The 23,403-nt window shown below is 62.6% G+C and carries 23 protein-coding genes; 19 read left to right on the top strand and 4 right to left on the bottom strand.

Annotated features, from left to right (window positions below; genetic code table 11):
* Positions 1–2: 2 nt before the first annotated feature.
* Positions 3–1,739, bottom strand: coding sequence for a phosphoenolpyruvate hydrolase family protein (locus tag P8S53_RS00485; protein ID WP_277805209.1), 1,737 nt, complete (start codon positions 1,737–1,739; stop codon positions 3–5).
* Positions 1,740–1,878: 139 nt separating this feature from the next.
* Positions 1,879–2,553: a phosphoenolpyruvate hydrolase family protein gene (locus P8S53_RS00480; protein ID WP_277805208.1), complete on the bottom strand. Its 675-nt coding sequence runs from the start codon at positions 2,551–2,553 to the stop codon at positions 1,879–1,881.
* A 173-nt stretch (positions 2,554–2,726) separates the two neighbouring features.
* On the opposite strand from P8S53_RS00480, the gene P8S53_RS00475 reads away from it, so the two are divergent.
* The 19 genes from P8S53_RS00475 to P8S53_RS00385 all read left to right on the top strand — a co-directional run bounded on the left by P8S53_RS00475 (position 2,727) and on the right by P8S53_RS00385 (position 20,273).
* Positions 2,727–3,620 (top strand): branched-chain amino acid ABC transporter permease, encoded by an 894-nt coding sequence (locus P8S53_RS00475; RefSeq protein WP_277805207.1) that lies wholly within the window; start codon positions 2,727–2,729, stop codon positions 3,618–3,620.
* The gene (locus P8S53_RS00470) at positions 3,617–4,639 is read left to right on the top strand and encodes a branched-chain amino acid ABC transporter permease (protein WP_277805206.1); all 1,023 of its coding nucleotides are present in this window, start codon (positions 3,617–3,619) and stop codon (positions 4,637–4,639) included. The genes P8S53_RS00475 and P8S53_RS00470 overlap by 4 nt, the downstream gene beginning before the upstream one ends.
* A 109-nt stretch (positions 4,640–4,748) precedes the next feature.
* Complete coding sequence (locus P8S53_RS00465) at positions 4,749–6,011, top strand: ABC transporter substrate-binding protein (RefSeq protein ID WP_277805205.1); 1,263 nt, start codon at positions 4,749–4,751, stop codon at positions 6,009–6,011.
* A 57-nt stretch (positions 6,012–6,068) separates the two neighbouring features.
* A complete protein-coding gene (locus tag P8S53_RS00460) occupies positions 6,069–6,842 on the top strand; it encodes an ABC transporter ATP-binding protein (RefSeq protein WP_277805204.1) in 774 nt (257 codons plus the stop codon).
* Positions 6,842–7,549 carry an ABC transporter ATP-binding protein gene (locus P8S53_RS00455; RefSeq protein WP_277805203.1) on the top strand — a complete coding sequence of 236 codons (708 nt, stop codon included), beginning with the start codon at positions 6,842–6,844 and terminating at the stop codon, positions 7,547–7,549. Before P8S53_RS00460 ends, P8S53_RS00455 begins: the two co-directional genes overlap by 1 nt.
* The gene (locus tag P8S53_RS00450) at positions 7,539–8,741 is read left to right on the top strand and encodes a Tm-1-like ATP-binding domain-containing protein (protein ID WP_277805202.1); all 1,203 of its coding nucleotides are present in this window, start codon (positions 7,539–7,541) and stop codon (positions 8,739–8,741) included. The genes P8S53_RS00455 and P8S53_RS00450 overlap by 11 nt, the downstream gene beginning before the upstream one ends.
* Positions 8,738–9,583 carry a phosphoenolpyruvate hydrolase family protein gene (locus P8S53_RS00445; RefSeq protein ID WP_277805201.1) on the top strand — a complete coding sequence of 282 codons (846 nt, stop codon included), beginning with the start codon at positions 8,738–8,740 and terminating at the stop codon, positions 9,581–9,583. Before P8S53_RS00450 ends, P8S53_RS00445 begins: the two co-directional genes overlap by 4 nt.
* Positions 9,584–9,593: 10 nt before the next feature.
* Positions 9,594–10,508 (top strand): SRPBCC family protein, encoded by a 915-nt coding sequence (locus tag P8S53_RS00440; protein WP_277805200.1) that lies wholly within the window; start codon positions 9,594–9,596, stop codon positions 10,506–10,508.
* Between the two features lie 171 nt (positions 10,509–10,679).
* Positions 10,680–11,645, top strand: a complete 966-nt coding sequence (locus P8S53_RS00435; protein ID WP_277805199.1) for a DMT family transporter — start codon at positions 10,680–10,682, stop codon at positions 11,643–11,645.
* Complete coding sequence (locus tag P8S53_RS00430) at positions 11,645–12,118, top strand: DUF1203 domain-containing protein (protein WP_277805198.1); 474 nt, start codon at positions 11,645–11,647, stop codon at positions 12,116–12,118. Before P8S53_RS00435 ends, P8S53_RS00430 begins: the two co-directional genes overlap by 1 nt.
* A gap of 88 nt (positions 12,119–12,206) precedes the next feature.
* Positions 12,207–13,214 carry an LLM class flavin-dependent oxidoreductase gene (locus P8S53_RS00425; protein ID WP_277805197.1) on the top strand — a complete coding sequence of 336 codons (1,008 nt, stop codon included), beginning with the start codon at positions 12,207–12,209 and terminating at the stop codon, positions 13,212–13,214.
* Between the two features lie 133 nt (positions 13,215–13,347).
* Complete coding sequence (locus P8S53_RS00420) at positions 13,348–13,836, top strand: Na+/H+ antiporter subunit E (RefSeq protein ID WP_277805196.1); 489 nt, start codon at positions 13,348–13,350, stop codon at positions 13,834–13,836.
* Positions 13,833–14,165 carry a monovalent cation/H+ antiporter complex subunit F gene (locus tag P8S53_RS00415; RefSeq protein ID WP_277805195.1) on the top strand — a complete coding sequence of 111 codons (333 nt, stop codon included), beginning with the start codon at positions 13,833–13,835 and terminating at the stop codon, positions 14,163–14,165. The genes P8S53_RS00420 and P8S53_RS00415 overlap by 4 nt, the downstream gene beginning before the upstream one ends.
* Entirely contained in the window at positions 14,162–14,452 is a 291-nt protein-coding gene (locus tag P8S53_RS00410; protein ID WP_277805194.1) for a monovalent cation/H(+) antiporter subunit G, read from the top strand. Before P8S53_RS00415 ends, P8S53_RS00410 begins: the two co-directional genes overlap by 4 nt.
* Positions 14,449–15,378 (top strand): hydrogenase subunit MbhD domain-containing protein, encoded by a 930-nt coding sequence (locus P8S53_RS00405; protein ID WP_277805193.1) that lies wholly within the window; start codon positions 14,449–14,451, stop codon positions 15,376–15,378. Before P8S53_RS00410 ends, P8S53_RS00405 begins: the two co-directional genes overlap by 4 nt.
* Positions 15,375–15,677: an NADH-quinone oxidoreductase subunit K gene (locus P8S53_RS00400; protein ID WP_277805192.1), complete on the top strand. Its 303-nt coding sequence runs from the start codon at positions 15,375–15,377 to the stop codon at positions 15,675–15,677. The genes P8S53_RS00405 and P8S53_RS00400 overlap by 4 nt, the downstream gene beginning before the upstream one ends.
* Complete coding sequence (locus tag P8S53_RS00395; RefSeq protein WP_277805191.1) at positions 15,674–17,143, top strand: complex I subunit 5 family protein; 1,470 nt, start codon at positions 15,674–15,676, stop codon at positions 17,141–17,143. Before P8S53_RS00400 ends, P8S53_RS00395 begins: the two co-directional genes overlap by 4 nt.
* On the top strand, positions 17,140–18,603 hold the full coding sequence (locus P8S53_RS00390) for a complex I subunit 5 family protein (RefSeq protein ID WP_277805190.1): 1,464 nt from the start codon (positions 17,140–17,142) through the stop codon (positions 18,601–18,603). The genes P8S53_RS00395 and P8S53_RS00390 overlap by 4 nt, the downstream gene beginning before the upstream one ends.
* Complete coding sequence (locus tag P8S53_RS00385; RefSeq protein ID WP_277805189.1) at positions 18,600–20,273, top strand: complex I subunit 5 family protein; 1,674 nt, start codon at positions 18,600–18,602, stop codon at positions 20,271–20,273. The genes P8S53_RS00390 and P8S53_RS00385 overlap by 4 nt, the downstream gene beginning before the upstream one ends.
* 48 nt (positions 20,274–20,321) lie before the next feature.
* Here P8S53_RS00385 and P8S53_RS00380 read toward each other — a convergent pair whose 3' ends face one another.
* Together P8S53_RS00380 and P8S53_RS00375 are read right to left on the bottom strand one after the other, a co-directional pair.
* Positions 20,322–21,905, bottom strand: coding sequence for an ABC-F family ATP-binding cassette domain-containing protein (locus tag P8S53_RS00380; protein WP_277805188.1), 1,584 nt, complete (start codon positions 21,903–21,905; stop codon positions 20,322–20,324).
* Between the two features lie 462 nt (positions 21,906–22,367).
* The gene (locus tag P8S53_RS00375; protein WP_306417844.1) at positions 22,368–23,396 is read right to left on the bottom strand and encodes an extracellular solute-binding protein; all 1,029 of its coding nucleotides are present in this window, start codon (positions 23,394–23,396) and stop codon (positions 22,368–22,370) included.
* Between the last annotated feature and the right edge of the window lie 7 nt (positions 23,397–23,403).

The following is a 23,403-nucleotide window of genomic DNA, read 5'->3' as shown; positions in this document are numbered from 1 at the left end:
CGCTATTCCAGCAGGCCCATGCGGCGCATTTTGTTGTATAATGTCTTGCGCGATACGCCCAGATAGGCGGCTGTATCGCCCCGCCGGAAACGGTTGCGGCGCAGGGCATCCAGCAGCCAGTCTCGTTCGTTTAGCGGGTGCAGGGCAGGGTCTTCATCTGGGGTGTCGCCCGATGGGCTGTGGCCAATCGCCCCCGAAAGCGCGCCTGATCCGATTGTTTTTCCTGCACTTTGAAGCGCTGCGCGATCAATGACCGACCGCAATTCGGGAATGTTGCCGGGCCAGCCATGCGCCAGCAACAAACGATACCCATCGGCCGAAATCTGTTGCCCGCCTCCCAGTATTGCCAGCCTGTGCCGTGCAAGCGCAGGCACATCTTCGGGGCGTTCGCGCAAGGGTGGAATTTCAATGCGGCCCGCCTGAAGGCATTGCGCCAGTTCGGGGATCAGTGCCGTTGCGCCGCCGGGGTCGGCGTCGCACACCAGAACCAGCCGCGCGGCCTGATCCGGCCCTGCATGGGGGCCAGTGTCCGGCATGGCCTGTTCCAGCCAGTCAACCAGACGGCGCTGCACGGCGTGTGGCAGAACTTCGGCATTTTCGACGACCACGGTTGCATCGGGTTTTGCCAGCATCCCCTGACGGCGCGGCGCTTCGCCAAACAACTGCGCTTCGGGCGCGGCTTGCAGGTTTTTCGCGCGCACGGTCATCAGCGGACCACTGCGTTCAGACAGCGGATGCAGCGCGCGGGCCAATGCACCACGTCCAAGGCCCGGCTCGCCGCAGATCAGCGCGGGAATGCGCGTGCCTGCCAGCCGTGTGACCTGTTCCAGCACGGCCAGCACGAATTCCGACTGGCCCACGATTCCCGCGATCCGTGCCGCGCGTCCCAACTCGCGCGTCTGCGCGGTGTTGGCCTGTTTCAGCAACCCGAACGCCTTGAAGGCTGACGTGCGTTCCGTCACCGAAATTTCCAGCGGCACGCGGTCCAGCGTGGAGCCGCCGACATAGCCATCGGCGCTGGCCTCGTCGCAGACGCGAAACATGTCGTCAGGGTTGATGATTGGCCCGCCTTCGACAAAGCACAGCGTCTGGGGCGCACGGCTGCGGATGGACGCGAAAATGCGCCGCGCCCGATCAGCGGCTTCTGCGATGGTGAAACTTTGTGCTACCGCTTGCACACCGCCTGCATTCCAGCCGAAATTCAGGCAGATCATGTCGACCCCTGCATCTATCAGCATCGAAATCTCGGCGCGGGTTTTGGCGTAGCCAAATGTCAGCAGTCCGGCCCTGCGCGCCTGCGCCAGCATGCGGGCCTCGCGGGCAAAGCCAAGGTCGGCTTCTTCCAGCAGCTGGCGGAACCGGCCGTCAAAATGAATCGAAGACGGGAAATTCGCGATGCCCTGATACCCGACATCGCAGGTTTGGCGGACCAGTTTTTCGGGGCTGGTCGACGGGTCGAAACATGACGCGCCGAACAGCACCGGCACGGAAACACGGTCAAGTATTTCACGGCGTGCAAACTGGTCGGTGAATGTGTTGGCATTGCCAAGCGGCAGCAGCGCCGCAAGCGACGCGGCCCCCATGACCCTGTAGCGCCCCGCATTCAGCGCCAGCAGGAAATCGGCGCCGCCACGCACCGCCGCTTCCGCAGTCATGCCAACACCAATCGCCCCGCCGATCAGCAGCGTTCCACTGCCGGGCGATTTTTTGTGCAACATCTGGTTCAGCGTGTTTTCCATAACTTTGGCGGGTCCGGCCTTTCTGCGGGTCTGGCACTTTGATATGCAGCATATCCATCTGGCGGCAGTGGAACAGTCGAAAACCCCAGATGCGAAGATGCATCCTTGTCGTGTGGTTGATCAAGGGTGCGCTTTGGCGTCAGGCATATCGCACCAGCCCGTCGGCCAGTGCGCGCGCGTCATCCAGTTCCGCCCCATAGCTGTCGGGGCAGAAAAGGCGCAGTGGCACAGTGCACTGCGCACGCAGCGCCGCAAGCGTATCTGCGGCGCCGCGCGCGGCAACCGCGCGGTTGCGCCAATCGGTTGACGGCAGGCCGGGATGCACAACCAGTTCCGCCGCGCCATGATCCAGCAGCCGCTGGCCATTTTCCGCTGTGGTGGCAAAGCCCGTGACTGCCAGCCCGTCATCGGCAAAGCGCGCCAGCATGCGGGCTTCGCGGCGCAGGCCAAGATCGGCGCTGTCAAACCCAAGCGCTGCCACGCCATCGATAAGCTGAACCGTCGGAAAATTGGCCACCCCGGATATTCCGGCCGCGCGCAGAAGGGCCACCACATCGCGCACCCGCAAAAACGGATCAACACATAACAACGCGGCGATGACACCCTGTCGGGCCGTGGCCGCGCGCGTGTCCGGTTCCGCGCCGTTCAGGGCCGTGAACATTGCGCCGTTTACATCCAGCACCGGCAGCAACGCCAGCAGATCACGTTGCGCGACAGGCAAGGCGGCCAGCCATGGTGCGAAGATATGCGGCAGGCACGATTCGCGCCCCTGCTCAACCATGGGGAGTGCCGCGCCGACGGCAAGATCAGGCAAGGCCCCCCTATGTGCTGTGTTCAAAGAGTTACCCATTTTTACCCAATTATCCGCCAAAATGGCTGTGGCAACTTGTCCACCGGCCCTGCAAAATCCCCTGACAAGACCAACAGATCGTCGCCGCGCTGAGGGAGGAGCCACCATGGCTGCCAGCGCCAGACGAGGAGGAAAACGTGTCCTTGCAGTTCATCCTGACCGTCACCCTGAACGGGCTGACGCTTGCATCGCTATACTTTATCGTCGCCTGCGGATTCTCGTTGATATTCGGGCTGATGCGGACTGTGAACATGGCACATGGTTCGCTTTACATGGTGGGCGCATATGTGGGGTTTGCAGTGTATGACCCGCTTTATGCCTCAAGTGCGTGGGCCTCGCAAGCGTGGCTGATTGGCGTTCTGGCGGGGATTGCCGCCGCCGCGCTGGTGGGGCTGATCATGCAGGTGGCCTTTCTGGGGTGGATGCAGGGGCAGGAACTGCGGCAGGCACTTGTGACAATCGGCTTGTCAATTATCATTGCAGATCAATTGCTTGCGACCTTTGGTGGCAATCCTTTCCAGTTCTTCGCGCCTGATATGCTGTTTGGGCCTGTGCAGGTTCCGGGCATCGGGCGCTATCCTGTGTTCAGGTTGTTTCAGGTCGGGTTGGCGATTGCGGTGGGTGTCGGGTTGTGGCTGCTGCTGAACAAGACCAAGCTGGGCATTGTCGTGCGTGCGGGGGTTGATGACCGCCAGATGCTGGCGGCCTGCGGGATCAATGTGCCGCTGGTGGCGGCCACGGTTTTTGCCCTTGGTGCCGCGCTGGCGGGGTTGGGGGGCGTGATTGGCGCGACTGCACAGCCGATGGCGCTGGGCGTTGATGTCCGGTTCCTGCTGATGTCGTTGGTGGTGGTGATTGTGGGCGGCATGGGGTCCATTGGCGGCACGGCACTGGGCGCGCTGCTGATCGGTCTGGCCGAGCAATGGGGGCAGGTGCTGTTTCCCACATATTCGGTGATCCTGACCTTCGTGATCATGGCATCGGTGCTGGCCGTCTGGCCGCAGGGTCTGTTGGGGAGGAAGCCAACATGATCATCATGAGCACGCGCCGCTGGGCGCTGACGGGGATCGGACTTGCGATATTGCTGTCACTGCCGCTGTTTTTGCCCAACTTCTGGCTGGTCAATATATTCGGCCGCGCGCTGGTTTACGGAATTGTCGCCTTGTCACTGACCTTTCTGGCGCATTACGGCGGGTTCGTGTCGCTGGCGCAAACCATGGTCGCGGGTGTGGCGGGTTATGCCGTTGCCATGATGGCACCGAATGCGATTCCGCTGGGCGATGTGGCCTTGCCCTATGCGCTGGCCATCCCGCTTGCGGTGCTGGCGGCAACTGTTGCAGGCGCTGTGGTGGGGCTGATCGCGGTCAACACGCGCGAGATTTACTTGCTGATGATCACGCTTGCGCTGGCTGTCGGCTTCAGCCTGTTTGCGCAGTCCAACATCACCTGGTTCAACGGCTATGAAGGCATTCGCAACGTTGTCGGCCCCGAGATATTCGGCAGGCCCTTCCGCACGCCGATGGTGTTTTACTATACCGCGCTGATTGTCGCCGCGCTGTTGTATCTGCTGGTTCTGTATGTGGTGCGCACGCCGTTCGGGCTGGTGTTGCAGGCCATCCGCGATTCCAACCGGCGCACGGCTGCAATCGGCTTTCATGTCGGGCTGCACCGCATTGCCGCCTTTGCGCTGGCGGGGTTTATCGCGGGCTGGGGCGGTGTGCTGATCACATTCTACAACATTGGCATCACCCCCAGTTCGATCGGGCTATGGGCCACGGTGGGCGTGCTGATCATGGCTGTGATCGGCGGGCTGGGTCACCCGCTGGGGGCGTTTATCGGCGCGCTGATCTTCGCGCTTATGGACACATTCGCATCGTCAATCATCGGGCATGACAGGTTCAACACACTGATTGGCATGGTCTTTCTGATCATCGTCCTGTTGTCGCCAGATGGCGTCTGGGGGATGGGCGGCAGACTGGCCGCAGCCCTTGGGCGCAAAGACCACAACAAGATTACGGGCAGCAATACGGGCAGCGAGGAGGCGCGCTGAACCACACGCGCGGCAATTGGACCCGACCGCGCAGAACGTGCTGATCACAGGGTCAAAGAACTTACCGCCGGGGAGGAGGAAACCCGGCACAACAAGGAGGAGAAGATACATGTCAGTTTCGCGCAGACATACAACAGCCTGGGCAATGGGCACGGTGGCGGCGGTTTTCGCGCTATCCGGGGCCATGGCGCAGGAACAGCCAATTCGCATTGGTTCGATCACCACACTGGAAGGGCCGTTTGCCACAGGCGGGCAGGATGCCTACCGCGCCATGGAAATGGCGTTTGAAGCGATTGACTACACGGTTGGCGGTCGCCAGATCGAATGGATCCGCGAGTCGTCCAACGCAACGCCGGATGTGGCGCTGGCCCGTGCCCGCAAACTGATCGAGCAGGACGAGGTGGACATCATCATCGGCCCGCTTTCGGGCGCTGAAGGGATTGCGCTGCGGGATTATTCCCGCACATTGGACGGCAGGACAATCGTGAACGGATCATCCGGCGCCGCCGATACCACGTTGCGGGACCCTTCGCCGAATTTCTTCCGCTTCAGCACGGAAGGCACCCAATGGATGGCCGGTCTGGGCACGCATGCCTATGAAGACATGGGGTCGCGCCATGTGGCCCTTGTGGCCGCAGACTACGCGTTTCCCTATGCGCAGGTGTTCGGCTTCATGCATGAATATTGCGAGCTGGGTGGCGAAGTCACCAAGCTGTGGTCGCCGCTGAACACCACCGATTTTTCGTCCATCATCGCGCAATTCCCTGATGATATCGACGCGGTGCTGCTGATTCAGGGGGGCACGGACGCGCTGGCCTTCCTGACGCAATATGCCGAAGTGGGCGGCGATCTGCCCATCATTGGCGGGTCCATCACCGCAGACCAGACGCTGCTGTCGGCACGCGGTCCGCACCAGCGCCTGATGGAAGGCATGGTGGCCGCAGGCCCGATTGCCGACCTGAATGATGACCCCAACTGGACGGAATTCGTTGCAGATTACCGCGAACGCTGGCCCGACGGGTTCGACTCGCCGTCGATCCATGCTGTGAACTACTACACCAACACCATCGCCGTGCTTCAGGCGCTGGAAGAGGTGGGCGGCGATCTGTCCGACAATCAGGCGGCGTTTCAGGACGCGCTGGCATCGATCGAGTTTACGGCCCCGACCGGTGCAAATGTCCGCCTTGACGAAAACCGTCAGGCCATTTCGGACATTTTCCTGACGCGTATCGTCAATGATGGCGGCACAATGCGCACCGAAGCTTTCGGGCGCACGCCGGATGTCAGCCAGACGCTTGGCATGGAAACCGAAGAGTTTCTGGCGCTGGGTTCGCCCTCGCGGGATAATCCTTCCTGCCCGCCAGCACGGTAATCTGGCCTTGCCCGCCCCTTTGGCAACATCGGGGCGGGCTATTCCAAGACAGGACATATGATGACGTTGTCAACTTCTTCAGCTTCTGATCTGCCCGCGCTGGTTCTGGACGGTGTTGGCCGCCGCTTTGGCGCGCTGCACGCGGTCAGCGGCGTGACCCTGACCATTCACGCGGGAGAGCGTCGGGCGATCCTTGGCCCGAATGGTGCAGGAAAGACCACGTTGTTCAATACAATCTGCGGCGATTACCCGCCGACTTCGGGCAAGATCACTTATTTTGGCGCCGATATATCGCAGCTTAAACCTTACCGGCGGGCGCGAATGGGGATCGGGCGCACCTATCAAAGCTCCACCCTGTTCAACGGGCTGTCTGTGCGCGAAAACCTGTATCTGGCGGTCCGCGCGGCCAAGTCCGGCAGGTTTTCCATGATCAAGGCGGGGCCGGGACATGCCGATCTGGTGCGGGTGGCCGTGCTGGCCGAACAGGTGCGGGTGGATCACATTCTGGACACGCGCATTGATGCCGTGTCGCACGGGCAGCGCAGGCAGGTGGAAATTGGCATGGCGCTGGCGGGTGACCCGAAACTGCTGATGCTGGACGAACCGGCGGCGGGCCTGTCGGCGGCAGAACGCCCCGAACTGGTCACGCTTATGGCCGGTCTGCCGCGCGATCTGACCCTGGTTTTGATCGAGCATGACATGGATGTTGCCCTGGCCAATTCCGAAAAGGTGACCGTCATGAAGGACGGGGTGGTTGTGGTGGATTCAACGCCTGAAAAGGTGGTCGATGACCCCGTTGTTCAGGCGATTTATCTGGGGGAAGGGCATTAATGGCGGGCCATCTGGATATTCGCGATCTGCATGTGCGCTTCGGCAAGGCCACAATCTTGCAAGGTGTCAGCCTGTCGGTGCAAGACAAGCCGCTGTCGGTGGTCGGGCGCAACGGTATGGGCAAAACCACGATGTGTTCGGCGGTGATGGGCATGGTGCCCGCATCCGGCAGTATCACGCTGGACGGGCAGGACGTTCTGGGCCTGAACACCGGACGCATAGCCCGACAGGGCATTGCGCTGGTGCCGCAGGGCAGGCGCATGTTTCCATCGCTTTCGGTGCATGAACACCTGCTTCTGGTCGCGCAGCGCGGCAGCCCGCCCTGGACCATCGAGCGTGTCTATGACACGTTTCCGCGACTGGCCGAACGGCGCAGGAATGGCGGTGACCAGTTGTCGGGCGGCGAGCAGCAGATGCTTGCCATTTCGCGCGCGCTTTTGATGAACCCGCGCCTTGTGATCATGGATGAACCGTCCGAAGGGCTGGCGCCGGTGATTGTCGATCATCTGATCGAAGTGTTGCAGACCATCGCCGCCGAAGGCATGGGGCTGTTGCTGATAGAGCAGAACCTGCGCGTGGCGACATCTGTAACCGATCAGGTGTCGATCATGGTGACAGGCCGGATCGCGGCAACCGTGGGGTCTGCGGAACTGGCAAGCGACCGCGAGATGCAAAACCGGTATCTGGGGGTCAGCCATGGGCACTAGGCGCGTTTATGTCATAGGAACCTGCGACACCAAACAGGCCGAACTGGCTTTCGCCTGCGACAGGGTCCGGGCCGCCGGTGCCGCGGCGGTGCTGGTCGATGTCAGCACGCGCGGCGCATCCGGCACCGCCGATGTGCCGGCGGCTGAGATTGCCGCCTGCCACCCTGACGGCGCAGATGCCGTGCTGGGATCTGATGATCGCGGGCTGGCCGTCACCCGCATGGCCGAAGCGCTGACGCATTGGCTGCTGTCGCGGGGTGATATCGGCGCGGTGCTGGGGCTGGGCGGGTCTGGCAATACCGCATTGGTCACGCAGGCCATGCGGGCGCTGCCCGTGGGCGTGCCCAAGCTGATGGTGTCCACCGTCGCATCGGGGCAGGTCGCGCAATATGTGGGGGCCACTGATCTGGGCATGGTGCATTCGGTGACAGATGTGGCGGGGTTGAACGCAATCAGCCGCCGCGTGATCGGCAATGCCGCCCATGCCGCTGCCGGAATGGCGCAAAACACAATCCCCGACGCAGCGGCGGATTTGCCCGGTGTGGGCGTGACAATGTTTGGCGTCACCACAACTTGCGTCGATCATCTGCGCGCTGAACTGGCGGGCAAGGTTGAACCCTATGTGTTCCATGCCACGGGGACAGGTGGCGCATCGATGGAAAAGCTGGCGGAATCGGGCCTTGTTGCAGGGCTGCTGGATGTCACCGCGACCGAAATTGCCGACCATCTGGTGGGTGGGGTCATGCCATGTTCAGCCGACCGCTACGGCGTTGTCGCGCGCACGGGTATTCCGTGGGTGGGGTCGGTGGGTGCGGTGGATATGGTCAATTTCGCGGGCCGTGAAACGGTGCCGGACCGCTTTGCCGATCGTCAGTTGCTGGTGCACAATCCGCAAATCACCCTGATGCGCACCACACCTGCGGAAAATGTGCAGATCGCGCGTTTTCTGACCGAACGCCTGAACCGGTGCGACGGGCCGGTTACGCTGTTTTTGCCGCTGGGCGGGGTTTCGGCGGTGGATGCGCCGGGCATGCCCTTTCATGACCCCGCCGCCGATGACGCGCTGTTCACCACGATCCGCGACACGTTCAAACCCGGTGCGAACCGCCGTTTGATCGAACTGCCGCAGCATATCAACGATCCGGCCTTTGCCGCTGCAATGGCCGCTGAATTATTCAGGATGCTCCCATGATCCAGACCAAGAACGACCACCGCGACCGCAGCGCGCTGATGCGCAAGTTTCAGGATATGGCCAAGCGGCGCATTCCGATTATCGGCGGTGGGGCGGGCACGGGGCTTTCCGCCAAAAGTGAAGAAAGCGGCGGGATCGATCTGATCGTGATCTACAATTCGGGGCGCTACCGCATGGCGGGGCGCGGGTCGCTGGCGGGGCTTCTGGCATACGGCAATGCCAATGAAATTGTGCTGGACATGGCGCGCGAGGTGCTGCCGGTGGTGCATGAAACGCCGGTTCTGGCGGGCGTGAATGGCACCGACCCTTTCGTGATGATGGGGCAGCATCTGGACCGGCTGAAGGCGCTGGGCTTTGCGGGCGTGCAGAATTTTCCCACAGTCGGGCTAATTGACGGGGTGTTCCGGCAAAATCTGGAAGAAACCGGCATGAGTTACGCGCTGGAAGTCGACATGATCCGCATGGCCCATGAACGCGATCTGCTGACCACCCCCTATGTATTTTCCGCAGAAGAAGCCGTGGCCATGGCCAATGCAGGGGCCGATATTCTGGTGATGCATATGGGCCTGACATCGGGCGGGACCATCGGCGCGGAAACCGTGCGCACGCTGGATGATTGCGTGCGCGATATTGACCAATGGGCGGAAGCTGCGCTGCGCGTGCGGCCTGACATTCTGATCATCTGCCATGGCGGCCCGATTGCCACACCGCAGGATGCGGCATACGTTTTGCGCCAAACGAAGCTATGCCACGGGTTTTACGGGGCCAGTTCCATGGAACGGCTGCCGACAGAATCCGCGCTATGCGACACAACCCGCGCGTTCAAGGCGCTTACCTTCTAAGGAGAAGATCATGGCCCACGCCCTTGCAACAACCATCATCGATGCGCCCGTGGAAACCGTCTGGGCCATTGCGCGCGATTTCAACGGGTTGCCACGCTGGAACAGCGGTGTGCGCGACAGCATGATCGAGGACGGGCGCGATGCCGACACCGTGGGCTGCATCCGCGCCTTTCATCTGGCAGATGGCAGTTTCGTGCGTGAACGGCTGCTGGAACTGGACGACAGCCGTTACCGGATGCGCTATAACTTTGAGACCCCCGCTTTTCCCGTGGCGCATTATCTGGCCACGCTGGAATTAATCCCTGTCACCAATGGCGACCGGACATTTGTGCGCTGGCATGCCAGTTTTGACGAAGCGCCAAAGGACAGCGGGACATACAGCGCGCTGATCTCGCGCGATGTTTTTGCCGCCGGACTGACGGCACTGGCGGAATTTATTGCCCGCGAACCGGCCCCGGCCACGGCGGATGCGCGCTGGCAGGGGCTGCGCCCCGCCAAGGTTTTCACCTCCAGCGTGATTCGCGCGCCGTTGCCTGCGGTGTGGGAAAAGATGCGCGATTTTGCGGGCATGAAACACTGGCACGAAGATATCCCGCAGATGGACATGATCGACAGCGTGCGGTCCGACAAGGTGTCGGGCGTGCGGGATTTCATATTTGGTGACGGGCAGTTGCACGAACAGCTTACGTTCCTGTCCGATCAGGACCATGCCTTTCGCTACCGTATTTTGAAAAGCCCCATGCCGTGGATGAATTATCATGCCGGTGCGCAGCTATATCCGCTGACCGACCGCGACCATACCTTTGCCGTGTGGACCGCAGACTGGACGGCAAGCCCGCAAGATGATCTGGCGCTGATCCCCAATGTGCATGACAATGTGTTCCAGAAGGCCTTTGACACATTGGACCGCCAGCTTTGCAAATGATGCGGGTGCCCACCGGCACCGCGCGCAGACCCTGCCCATTCAATTTGTCCAGACCCGTGCGCATTTAGCGCAAGAAACGGGTCGCGCGCCCAAGTCCATTTACCGCATGATCCCGCCGAAGGGACACCGCACAGATCAGGCACACGTCCCGTCAAATATGCCGGAGGGACAATGCCGCACCCACATCAACGCCCCATGACCCTGACGGAATGGGCCATGCTGCTGGCCCTTGCAACCATTTGGGGCGGGTCATTCTTCTTTAACAGCATTGCAGTAGCGGAACTTCCGGTGTTCACGGTGGTCGTGTGCCGCGTGGCGCTGGCAGCCGTCATCCTGCTGGCGCTGTTACGACTGCGCGGCGTGCGGATGCCGCGCGACCGGCATGTATGGGCTGCGTTTTTTGGCATGGGTTTGCTGAACAACGCCATTCCGTTTTCGCTGATTGTCTGGGGGCAGCAGCATATCGCATCGGGTGTGGCGTCGATCCTGAATGCCGCGACACCGCTGTTCACTGTCATCCTTGCACATCTTATGACCCGCGATGAACGCCTGTCGGGGGGCAAGGCCGCCGGTGTCGTGATCGGTTTTGCGGGCGTGGGGGTGATGATTGGCGCGGATGCGTTGCGCGATCTGGGGGTGAATGTCGTGGCGCAGCTTATGTGCCTTGCCGCTGCGCTGTCCTATGCGTTTGCGGGCATTTACGGGCGCAGGTTTCGGGCCATGGGCATAAGCCCCATAAGCACCGCAACCGGACAGGTTGTCGCGTCAAGCCTGATCCTGCTGCCGGTGATGATGGTGCTGGACCGGCCCTGGACGCTTGCGGTTCCCAGCATGGCCGCCATTCTGGCGCTGATTGGCGTGGCGGTGATTTCGACCGCACTGGCCTATGTGCTGTATTTCCGCATTCTTGCCACCGCCGGGGCGACCAACCTGTTGCTGGTGACATTCCTTGTTCCTGTCAGCGCGATCATACTGGGCACTGTTTTTCTTGGCGAGGTCCTGCTGCCCCGCCACATGGCAGGAATCGCGCTGATCGGCGCGGGACTGGCGGCAATCGACGGGCGGCCATGGGCGGGCATCATGTCCGTGACCCAGCGGCGGCGCAAAGCAACATATCCGACCTCAGGAGAGCAGTGATGCACACAATCAAATTCATTCCGTTGCCCAGTGATGCGGTTGCCGACCTGCGCGGGCAGGGTCATGACGCCTATGGCAACCGGCCCGAACGCACGCAATCCGACGGCAGTGGCAACCCCTGTCGGCATTGTCTGGGCTTTGTCCCCAAGGGGGCGGGAATGCTGATACTGGCATACCGGCCATTCGACACCCTTCAGCCCTATGCCGAAACCGGCCCCGTTTTTCTGTGTGCAGATGACTGCGCGCCCTGGACGGGCACCGGCATTCCGCCAATTCTGACATCCAGCCCCGACTACTTGCTGAAGGGGTATATGGCGGATCAGCGCATTCGCTACGGCACCGGCAAGATTGTGGCGAAGGACGACATTGCCACCTACGCGGCGGCCCTGCTGGACAACCCCGAGATCAGTTTTGTGGATGTAAGGTCCGCGCGGAACAACTGCTTTCAGGTCAGGATTGTCCGTTCCGAATAGCTGCGGGCGGCCCCCCGACGCCAGAACCGCGCGTATGCCCTTGGCGCGGCCCCGCCGGATGCTTAACTGTCCGGCAACGGAGGCTGCCATGCAACATTTTTCACTTCTTGATCTGTCACCCATTCCCGAAGGGAAAACCGCAGCCGACGCGCTGGCGGGCAGCGTTGATCTGGCGCGCGCCGCCGAAGTGTCCGGGTATCACCGGTTCTGGCTGGCCGAGCATCATAACATGCCCGGTATCGCCAGTGCCGCGACGGCCGTGGTGATCGGGCATGTTGCGGCGGCAACACGCACCATGCGGATCGGCGCAGGCGGCATCATGCTGCCGAACCATGCGCCGCTTGTCATTGCCGAACAGTTCGGAACGCTGGCCACACTTTACCCCGACCGGATTGATCTGGGGCTGGGGCGTGCGCCGGGCACCGATATGGCCACCGCGCGTGCCTTGCGCCGCCACATGGCACCCGATGACAGCTTTCCACAGGATGTGCAGGAACTGATCGGCTATTTCGGCGAAAACCCTGATGCGGCCCCTGTGCGTGCCATCCCCGGAACAGGGACGCATGTTCCGGTCTGGATATTGGGGTCCAGCCTGTATGGCGCACAGCTGGCCGCATATCTGGGCCTGCCCTATGCGTTCGCGTCGCATTTCGCGCCCGCCATGCTGGAACAGGCGCTGGCGGTTTACCGCAGCACATTTCAACCGTCAGAGCATCTGGACCGCCCCTATGTGATGATGGCCGCAGGGGTCTGTGCGGCTGACACAGATGCCGAGGCTGCGTATCTGCGATCATCGCAACTGCTTGCATTCGCGCGGCTGCGCACGGGGCGGCCCGGCAAACTGCCCCGCCCGACCCATGATGTGGATCATGAAATCCCCGCTGCGGTCATGACGCAGGTGCAGCAGGCCCTGTCGTGTTCCGCCACCGGCGCGGCCAGCACGGTCAAGGGGCAGCTTCATCAGCTGATCGACACGTTCCGGCCTGATGAACTGATGGTGACCGGAATGATCCATGACCAGACCGCGCGGGTCCGGTCATTCCAGATTGCCGCCGATGTCCTGACGGATATGCGCAAGAACGCGGCAGCCGCATAAGCATCTGAATGGCCTTGTTTTTTGGCCTTGCGATGCTTTATGCGGGCGATCCCCGCCCACGGGGTCCGATGCCGCAGGGCTGCGGCCTTCTATGCAGTTGACCCGCCTGCGCGCCGCACATTAGACTTGCGCCATGAACACTGTCTTCATGAAAGCGGTCATACATCGGGCGTTGCTGTTCGCAGCCGTCTGGCTGGCGCTGACGGGCGCAGATCCGGGCGGGTTTGCAGCCGGGCTGGCCGTGTCGGTTGCCGCCGTATGGCTAAGCCTGCATTTGTTGCCTGCGCGCCACCCGTTCAAACTGTGGCGGATGGCGCTGCATTTTCCAAGGTTTGTCATCGGATCGGTGCGCGGCGGGGTTGATGTCGCCTTGCGCGCCTTCGCCCCCACCTTGCGGCTGAACCCCGGCTGGATAGAGGTGCCAAGCGACCTGCCGGACGGCGCGCGCGCGGCACTTGGCGGGGAATTGTCGCTGATGCCCGGCACGCTGGTCGCGGGCAGCGCGGATGGCACGCTGATCGTGCATCTGCTGGATACGGATGCGGGCTTTGACGCCGCCATTCCGCGCGAAGAAGCCGAGATTGCCGCACTTATCGGTCGGGCGCGGGCAGGCGCGGCATGACCGTGTGGTTGCATATTGTCGCGCTGGGCTTGCTGGCCAGCCTTGGCGGCGCGCTTTGGCGCGTATGGTGCGGCCCGTCACAGGCCGACCGGATGATGGCCGCGCAGCTTGTGGGCACGGGCGGGGTTGGTGTGCTGATTGTGCTGGCGGCCTTGCAGGATTGGGGATTGCTGGTTGTCGCGCTGGCATTGGCCCTGCTTGCAGCACTGGCGGCAGTCGGGTTCATCAAGGCACAAACCCCCGACGGTGCGGGCGACCCCGAAGAAACCGCGCCACCGGCTGGCTGGCAAAACCGCCACGCGACAGGGCAGGCGGATAAACGGGCATGATGGCAGATGTTGCAACCTATGTCCTGACCGCGCTGGGGCTGGTGTTTTTTGTCGCCGGAACCGTTGGCCTGCTGCGCTTTCCAGACACATTCAGCCGCCTGCACGCGCTGACCAAGGCCGACAATCTGGGTCTGGGGTTCATCGCGCTGGGGGTTGCGTTTCAGGCCGACACATGGGCGCAACTGGCCATGCTGGCGCTGATATGGGCGCTGGCGTTGCTGGCTGCGGGCACTGTGGCGCAACTGGTGGCACGCGCCGCCCTTGCCCAAGTGCAGGAGGGTGAATGAGCCTTGCGCTGGACCTTGCGCTTTGTGCCCTGATCCTGGGCGCGGCCCTTGCAACGGTGGCGGGTGGGGCTGTGTTTCGTGCGGTTATATTCTTCATAACCTACGGGCTTTTTCTGGCCATCGGCTGGGCGCGGCTGGGCGCGTTTGATGTGGCGCTGGCCGAAGCCGCGATTGGTGCGGGGCTGACCGGCGTGTTGCTTCTGGCCGCGCATGGGCGGCTGCGACGGATGCAAGCGGGTGATGCGCCGCCACCCGCCGGTCTGAACCTGCCTGCCGCACTTGCGGGCGCTGGGATGGCGCTTGCGCTGGGCTGGGCGTGGTTTGCATTGCCGGTCCCGGCCACGCCCGATATTGCGCAGGCGCTGCCCCGGTCGGGGGTTGGCAATCCGGTAACGGCGGTGTTGCTGAACTTTCGGGCATGGGACACATTGCTGGAAAGCATTGTGTTGCTTGCGGCGCTGCTTGGGGTCTGGATGCTGGCGCGCAATGATGACTGGAACGCCCCGCTGGGGCCGCGCTATCATGCGCTGTCGGGCGGTGTGCTGGTTAATTTTGGCCGGTTTCTGCCCCCGATCGGGCTTTGCTTCGGGGTGTATCTGGTCTGGGCGGGCGCGGATTATATCGGCGGTGCATTTCAGGGCGGCACGGTGCTGGCCGCCGTCGGGCTGGTGGCGCTGATGGCCAATGTGGTGCGCCCGCCGCGTGTGTCATACGCCCTGTTGCGGGTGGCGGTTGTTGTCGGGCCAGCGGTGTTTTTGTTGGCGGGCCTGCTGGCGGCGGGGTTCGGCGGGGCCTTCCTGACCCTGCCGCCCGCGCTGGCAAAGCCCGTCATTCTGGTGATCGAGGCCGCGCTTACCATCTCTATTGCCGTGACGCTGGCATTGCTGGTCATTGGCCCGCCTGATGATGCGGGGCGATCATCATGAGTCTGACAGTCTTTGCCCTGACAGGTGCGGCGCTGGTGGGTCTTGGTGTCTATGGATTGCTGGCATTGCCGCATTTGCTGCGCCGGATCATGTGCTTCAACCTGATAGGGTCTGGCCTGTTTTTGTTTTTTGGCGCGGCCGGTGCGCGCGGTGTGGCGGTTGATGCAATCCCGCAGGCGCTGATCATTACCGGCATTGTCGTGGCGCTGTCGGCCAGTGCGCTGGCCGTCGGGCTGGTGGTGGCACTGGCGCGACGCACAGGCCACGCCGCCCTGCCTGACGAAGACCGCACGCCATGAGTGCGCTTGTGATCGTTCTGACACTGCCGCTGATGACGGCGCTGACGGTGCTGTTGTTGCCTGCGCGCGCCCGCGTGCCTGTGGTGCTGGCCAGTTCGGCCCTGATCGTTCTGGCGGCGGGGGCGCTGGTCCTTGCCGTGTGGCATGGCGGGCCGGTTACACTGGCGGTGGGGGGCTGGGCACCACCGCTTGGCATTGCGCTGCGCGCCGACGGGCTGGCTGCGGCCCTGATTATGATGAGTGCGCTTGTCATGGGCGCCGTGGCACTGGCCGCACAGTTCGAGTTGACGCCCGACAGGGTTGGCGTGCGCATGGGTTTCGGGTTCTGGCCGCTGATGTTGCTGCTTTGGGGGGCGCTGAACGCGGTCTATCTGTCGCGCGATCTGTTCAACCTGTATGTCGGGATCGAATTGCTTAGCCTTGCGGCGGTCGCGCTGGTCGCGCTTTCGGGTTCTGCGCAGGCTTTGGCGGCGGCCCTGCGGTATATGATCTTTGCGCTGGCGGGGTCGCTTTTGTATCTGGCAGGCGTGGTTCTGGCATATGGCGCGCATGGCACGCTGGATATCGGGTTGCTGGCGGTGCGGGTGCCTGCGCACACCGATGCGCTGGCGCTGGCGCTTATGACGGCAGGGCTGCTGGCCAAGACGGCGCTGTTTCCGTTCCATGTCTGGCTTCCGCCCGCACATGCAGGGGCACCGGCACCCGCTTCGGCCTTGCTGTCGGCGCTGGTGCCAAAAGCGTCCTTTCTGATCCTGATACGCCTGTGGTTCGAGGCGATGCCCGATCTTGCATCCGGTGCCGCGCTGCTGGTGCTGGCAGCCCTTGGGGCGATTGCCGTGATCTGGGGCGGGGTTCTGGCGCTGGTGCAAAAGCGGTTGAAGCTGATCATCGCCTATTCGACCGTTGCGCAACTGGGATATCTGTTTTTCATTTTTCCACTGGCGGGCGGGGACGGGTCTGCGCAGCCATGGGCGGCAGGGGCATGGACGGGGGCGATGTTTCAGGCCCTTAGCCACGGGTTGGCCAAGGCCGCGATGTTCCTGACGGCAGGCATTTACATTGCCGCCATTGGCAGTGACCGGCTGGGGGATTTGCGCGGTCTGGCCCGCAGCCTGCCGATGACGGGTTTTGCCTTCGCGCTGGCTGCGATCACGTTGATGGGGCTGCCGCCTTCGGGCGGGTTTACTGCGAAATACCTGCTGATGACTTCGGCCTTCGCGGCGGGGCAATGGCCATGGGCGCTGGTGCTGGCGGGCGGCGGTGTGCTGGCGGCGGCGTATTTGTATCGCCCCATCGCGGCCCTGTTCGCGCAGGGTGCCCGAACGCCTGCGCGCCCCATCCCGCGCGTATGGCAGGCCGTGCCGCTGGTGCTGGCCGCGCTGTCGATCCTGCTGGGGCTGTTGTCGGCCATCCCGTTTGATTTGTTGCAGATCGGGCGACCGGCCCCCGCGCAGGAGGGGTTATGACCGCCGCCCTACCCGTGCTGGTCCTGCTGACCTCGCTGATACCTGCGGGTGTGACATTCTTTCTGGCGCAGGACAGCCACGGTTTGCGCAACACCCTTAATCTGGGCGGTGCGGTGCTGAAGCTGGGGTTGATTGTCTGGATGCTGTTTGCCGTGGCGGGCGGCGCCAGCTATGAAACCACGCTGCCCCTTGCCCCCGGTCTGGTGATGCTGCTGCGGGTGGATGCGCTGGCGCTGCTGTTCATTTCACTGTCTGCAACATTGTGGTTTCTGACCACGATCTATGCCATTGCCTATTTCGGGGCCAAGCCGGAATTGTCGCGCTTTTTCGGGTTTTTCAGCCTGTGTGTGGCGGCGACAACGGGGCTGGCGCTGTCCGGCTCGCTGATCTCGTTTTTCATCTTCTTTGAATTGCTGACGCTGTCCACATGGCCGCTGGTTGCGCATAAGCAAGACAAGCCGTCCCTGTCGGCGGCGCGGGTTTATCTGGCCTATGCGTTGCCGGGGTCTGCGGCATTGCTGTGGGCGATTATCTGGCTGGAAAGCGCCACGGGGCCGGTGCTGTTCACCGACCCCCCAGACCTGAGCGCGCTGGACCCATACGCGCTGCGCACCATTTTCGCGCTGTTCATAATCGGCGTGGGGGTCAAGGCCGCGCTGGTGCCGCTGCATGGCTGGTTGCCCGCCGCAATGGCCGCGCCCGCGCCGGTATCGGCGCTGTTGCATGCGGTGGCGGTGGTCAAGGCGGGCGCGTTCGGGGTTGTGCGCATCATTTATGATGTGTTCGGCGCGGCCAATGTCATCGCCCTTGGGGTGGGTGTGCCGCTGGCCGCCCTTGCATCTGTCACCATCATCTGGGGGTCTGTGCGCGCCTTGCAGCAAGACGAGATCAAGAAACGGCTGGCGTATTCGACCGTCAGTCAGGTCAGCTACATCGTGCTGGGTGCGGCGCTGGCCAGCCCGTTGGCGATGATTGGCGGGTTGGTGCATCTGATCCATCAGGGCTTGATGAAAATCACGTTGTTTTTCTGCGCGGGCATCTATGACGAACGCGCGGGCGTCAAGAAAATTACCGGCCTGAACGGCATGGGACAACGCTTGCCGTGGACGTCGGTGTGTTTCAGTCTGGGGGCTATGGGAATGATCGGGCTGCCGCCGCTGGCGGGGTTTGTCAGCAAATTCTATCTTGGCCTTGGGGGGCTTCAGGCTGGCGCGCCCTGGGTGTTGGGCGTGCTTGCTGCATCGACGCTGCTGAATGCGGCCTATTTCCTGCCCCTGCTATACAGGCTGTGGTTTCTGCCCGCCGCGCCTGATGCTACGGGGAATGAACGCGCACCGGCGCTGGTTATTCCTGCGGTGGTCACTGCGGCGGCGGCGGTGGGCGTGGGCCTGCTTGCGGCCAGCCCGATCAGCCCGCTGGGCTGGGCCACGCTGATTGTCACGCGGGAGTATGGGCCATGACGGCGCTTTATACGGGATCGCTTATGCCGCTGGCCGTGCTTGTCTGGCCGCTGTTGGTCGGGCTGGTGCCATTGGTGCCGCGCTGGCGGGCGGGGGCGCTGCGGGTGCTGCCGCTGGCCCCGCTGCCTGCGCTGGCTTTTGCAGCGGCAGGCGCGCCGGGCACGATAGATCTGCCCGATCTGCTGCTGGGGGTGCATCTGGCCGCCGTCCCGGGGGGCGCGCTGCTGCTGGGCATGACCGCGCTGGTCTGGACCGTGGCAGGGGTGCATGCGGCGCTGACCCTGAAATCCGGCATGCAGGCGGGCAATTTCGTGGGGTTCTGGTGCCTGACGCTGGCAGGCAATCTGGGTGTGTTTCTGGCGGGCGACGTTGTCACCTTTTATCTGGCATTTGCGGCGGTATCACTGGCGGCGTGGTTTCTGGTGGTGCATGAGCGCACGCAAAAGGCGCTGGCGGCAGGCAAGCTGTATATCACGCTTGCAGTGCTGGGCGAAGCGGCGCTGCTGATCGGTTTGATGATTGGCGCGGCGGCCGCCGAAGACCTGCAAATAACATCGGTGCGCGCGGCACTGCCGGACGCGCCGCTGGGGCAGGTCGGACTGGCTGCGCTGATTGTGGGGTTCGGGATCAAGGCGGGGATGGTTCCTTTGCATCTGTGGCTGCCGGTTGCGCATCCGGCAGCACCTGTGCCCGGGTCGGCGGTGCTGTCGGGTGCGATCGTCAAGGCTGGGCTTATCGGCATGGTTTTGTTCCTGCCTGACGGGTCTGGCTGGGGCACTATGCTGATTGTGGCGGGGCTTACAGGTGGGTTCTGGGCGGCGCTTTGGGGCGTGACCCAGCGCAACCCGAAGGCGGTGCTGGCCTATTCGACGGTCAGCCAGATGGGGCTGATGCTGATGCTTGCGGGCGCAGGGTCGGGCGGGTTGGCCTATTATGCGCTGCATCACGGGCTTGCCAAGGCCGCCTTGTTCCTGTGCGTGGGCGTGATGGCTGCGGCCACGACCCCGCGCCAGCGCAGCGCGACGCTGGTGGTTGCCGCCGCTGTCGCGCTTTCTGTGGCGGGATTGCCGTTGACGGGCGGGGCGTTGGCCAAGCTGGGCGGCAAGGACGGGTTGCCCGTGGCGCTGGCGCTGGCGCTGACACTTAGCGGGGTTACCACCACGCTGGTTCTGGGCTGGTTCCTTATGCGGCTTGACCAGCATGCTGCAAAACCCGCCGCAAAACCCGCAGGGCCGCATCTTTGGCGGGGCGTGTTTTCCGGCGCGGCACTTCTGGCGGGGCTGGCCCTTGCCCTGCCATGGGTGCTTTGGGCGGGGGCTATGGGCCTGCCTGCCGGTTATCCTGTGCGCGGGGCCAATGTGCTTGCGGGGCTTTGGCCTGTCTTGGCCGGGCTGTGCGCGGTTGCGGTGATAAAAAGATGGGCACTGCCCGCCCAGCCCCCCGGTGATGTGCTTGCGCTGTTTCAGGGGCTGCGGGGCTGGGCGGCGTTTCCTGCATGGCCCGGCGGCCAGCGCTTACGCCACGCGCGCAGCATCAGACGCCCGGCGCTGCGCGCCTTGCTGCGCGCAAAAGCCGCCGAAGACCGCATGCGACGCTGGCCGCGCGCTGGCGTGGTGCTGATTGCGGCGGCGTTGGTCTTTGCGGGCCTGATCGGGGTGGCGCGCTGGTGATTGCCTTCATCGCAGCCAGCCTGGGCTGCATCCTTATGGCGAAAGCGGTCACGCCCCAAGCTGAATGGTTCTGTCGGGTCTGACCGACCTGACGAACGCTTCATCATGGCTTATAAGCAGCACTGCACCGTCATAGGATGCCAGCGCGCCCTCCAGCGCTGCAATGCCATCCAGATCAAGGTGGTTCGTCGGTTCGTCCAGTATCAGCAAACCGGGTGGCGGGGTGCCCCCAAGGGCGCAGGCCAGACCGGCGCGCAAGTGCTCGCCGCCGCTTAACGCGCGTGCCGGTCGCAACGCATCGGCGGCGCGAAACCCGAACCGCGCCAACGCAGCATGCGCCTGTTGCGCATCCGCTGCGGGGTTTAGTTGCTGAAAATTCTCGCGCAAGGTCTGCGACGGGTTCAGTAGCCTGACATGCTGATCCAGCATCGAGAACGGGACCATAAGGTCCAGAACCCCGCCCTGCGGCATGATCTGGCCGGTTATAAGCCTAAGAAGGGTCGTCTTGCCGCTGCCATTCGGCCCCGCAATCAGGATGCGTTCAGGGCCGGTGACCGTTAGCGACAGATTGCGGATAACCGGGCGGTCAGGATCATGCCCGCCAGTCACATTGTCCAGCCGCAGCACCGTCTTGCCGGTCGGCAGATGTGTTGACGGAATGTCCATATGCAACGGTTGCAAAACTTCAATCTTTGCGCGGGCTGCGGATAATGCCTCTTCTGCGGCCTCGCGCCGTGCGTCACGCAGACGTGCACCCGCACCGCCAGACGCTTCGGCACGGCTCTTCGCTGCATCCAGCACGATTTTGGGCTGATCACCTTTCGCCCGTGCCTTGTGTCCCGCACTATCCTTGCGCGCCTTACGCTCTGCGGCTTGTTGGGCGCGGCGGGCGGTGTCCTTTCTGGACTTTTCCGCATGGGCAAGGTCGCGCGCGGCTGCGTCCAGTTCCGTGTCCTTGATGTGCCGGAACGCGCTGTAATTCCCGCCATAGCGGGCTGCGCCAAGCGCGCTTAGTTCCACGATGGCATCCATTTCCTCCAGAAGCTCGCGATCATGACTGACAATAATCGCACCAGTTTTCCAGCCCCGGATAAGGTCGATGACCGCCCTGCGACCGCCACGATCAAGATTGTTCGTAGGCTCGTCCAGCAACATGAAATCCGGTTCTGCAAGGACCAGGGCGGCCAGCGCTGCACGGCTGCGCTGACCACCTGATAATGTGGCCAGTGGCGTCTGCGGACTGATTGGCAGGCCACATTTCAACAATGCAGCCTCTATGCGGGCGGGCAGTGTCCAGTCCGCGTCGGCCAGTTCACAGGCCCCCGCTCGGCCTGCTTCGGCCCTGTCCAGCAGGTCCAGCGCTGGGCGCACATCAAGCAGATCGGCGATGGTGCTGTCGGGCTGTTCCTGCGCGTCCTGTCGCATCATAGCGAGGGTGCCGGACACCTGCACCTGACCCGATACCGGATGCAGATCGCCGCAAATCAGGCGCAGAAGCGTGCTTTTGCCGGTTCCATTGCGTCCGACAATGCCGGTGCGTTCAGGCCCGAAGGTCAGGTCGAGGTCAGTGAAAAGCGGCGTGTTGTTGGGCGTTGACCAACACAGGCCGGACAGGGAAACAGATGCAGGCATGGGCAGAACTTCTCGCAGCGAAAACCGGATGGGTGAGGGCGGCGAGGTTCATGTCCATAACTGTAGCGTCTCCGATTATAGTGATGTGTTAAAGATAGGTGCGGCCCAGCGACTTGGCAAGTCGGCTTCTGCGGCAAGTTCAGGCCCCGAACGACAGCTGGCCGCTGACCTGACTGGGCAAGCTGACCTGACTGGGCCAAAAGGATCTGAGCTACCTTTTTGCTTCAGTCTGAATATCCGGTTTGGAGTGTTTGATGAAACGACCAGCCGCAGCGCCACGAAGAAAGGCAGTGCGGTTCAATATATCGCATCTTCTGATAAAGCCCCACGCAAGTCCGTTAGCAGGCATGATCTGTGACGCAGCATTTGCGTGCTCGTGCAAGGCGGCAGGGCTGCTAACCAAATGCTGTTACTTCAGGGCGGGCGCGATACGCCGCGCCCTGAAGCATGTCCTTGAACTGATTACTGCATCAGTTCTGTCCATATCTGGGTGTGGATGTCATTGACGTCTTGCGCGCAGGCCTGCCCCCAGCGCCCTGCTTCTGCCTGTTCTGCGGGCACATTGATCTCTGGTGCGTTGCGCATTTCTTCGTCCATAAATTCTTCAGACCCGGTGACACCGTTCGAGTAGCGCGCAAAATTGGAGATGAGTGCGGCTATTTCGGGCTGCAAGACAAAGTTGATGAATTTCATTGCATTTTCAGGGTTCGGCGCATCGGCGAGCACGGCTGCATTGTCCATCCAGATCGGATATCCGGTCGCGGGGTAGCCATAGGCGAAATTATCGTTTTGCAGTCGCACACGCATTGATGCGCCGTTCCAGTAGATGCCTGCGGCAAAATCGCCCGCAGCATAGCTGTCAACGGCACCGTAATCGAGGGCCAGCCAATGCGGCTTGGCCGACATCAGGCTATCGCGCACGGCGCGCAAGGTATCGCGGTCGGTCGTGCAACGTTCACCGCCATGATAATAGATCGTCATCGCCATCACATCGGACATTTCCGGGATAACATTGATCCGGCCCTGCAATTCGGCGGGCGGGTCAATAATCAGCTCGATATTGTTGATATCACCGCTGTAGACCGACGTATCCACAATCACGCCTGTTGTCCCCCAGGCCCATGGAACCGTATATTCACGGCCCGGATCAAATGGCACATCCACCCATTGTGGCGCGATGTTGCCCAGATTGGTGACAATCTCGCGGTCGAGCGGCTGAAACAGCCCTTCGGACACCCATGTGTCGATATAGGTGTCTGATGGAACGACAATGTCGAAGCCATGCCCGCCCTGACGAATACGCGCAAGTGCGGTATCGTTGCTGTCGAAATCGGTCAATGTGACCTCTATTCCTGTCTCGGCAGTGAAGCGTTCCAGAATTTCGGGGTTGGTGTAGTTCCCCCAGTTGTAAAGGTTCACGACACCTTCGGCGCTTGCAAGGGCTGTGGTGCCCAGCAGGGCCGCACTGACCCATCCTGTTATTTTTTTCATCATTATC

The organism is Roseinatronobacter sp. S2 (assembly GCF_029581395.1).
In the GTDB taxonomy this organism is placed as follows: Bacteria; Pseudomonadota; Alphaproteobacteria; order Rhodobacterales; family Rhodobacteraceae; genus Roseinatronobacter.
The sequence above is the reverse complement of the archived record's forward strand: the minus strand, read 5'-3'. Positions and strand labels throughout refer to the sequence as shown.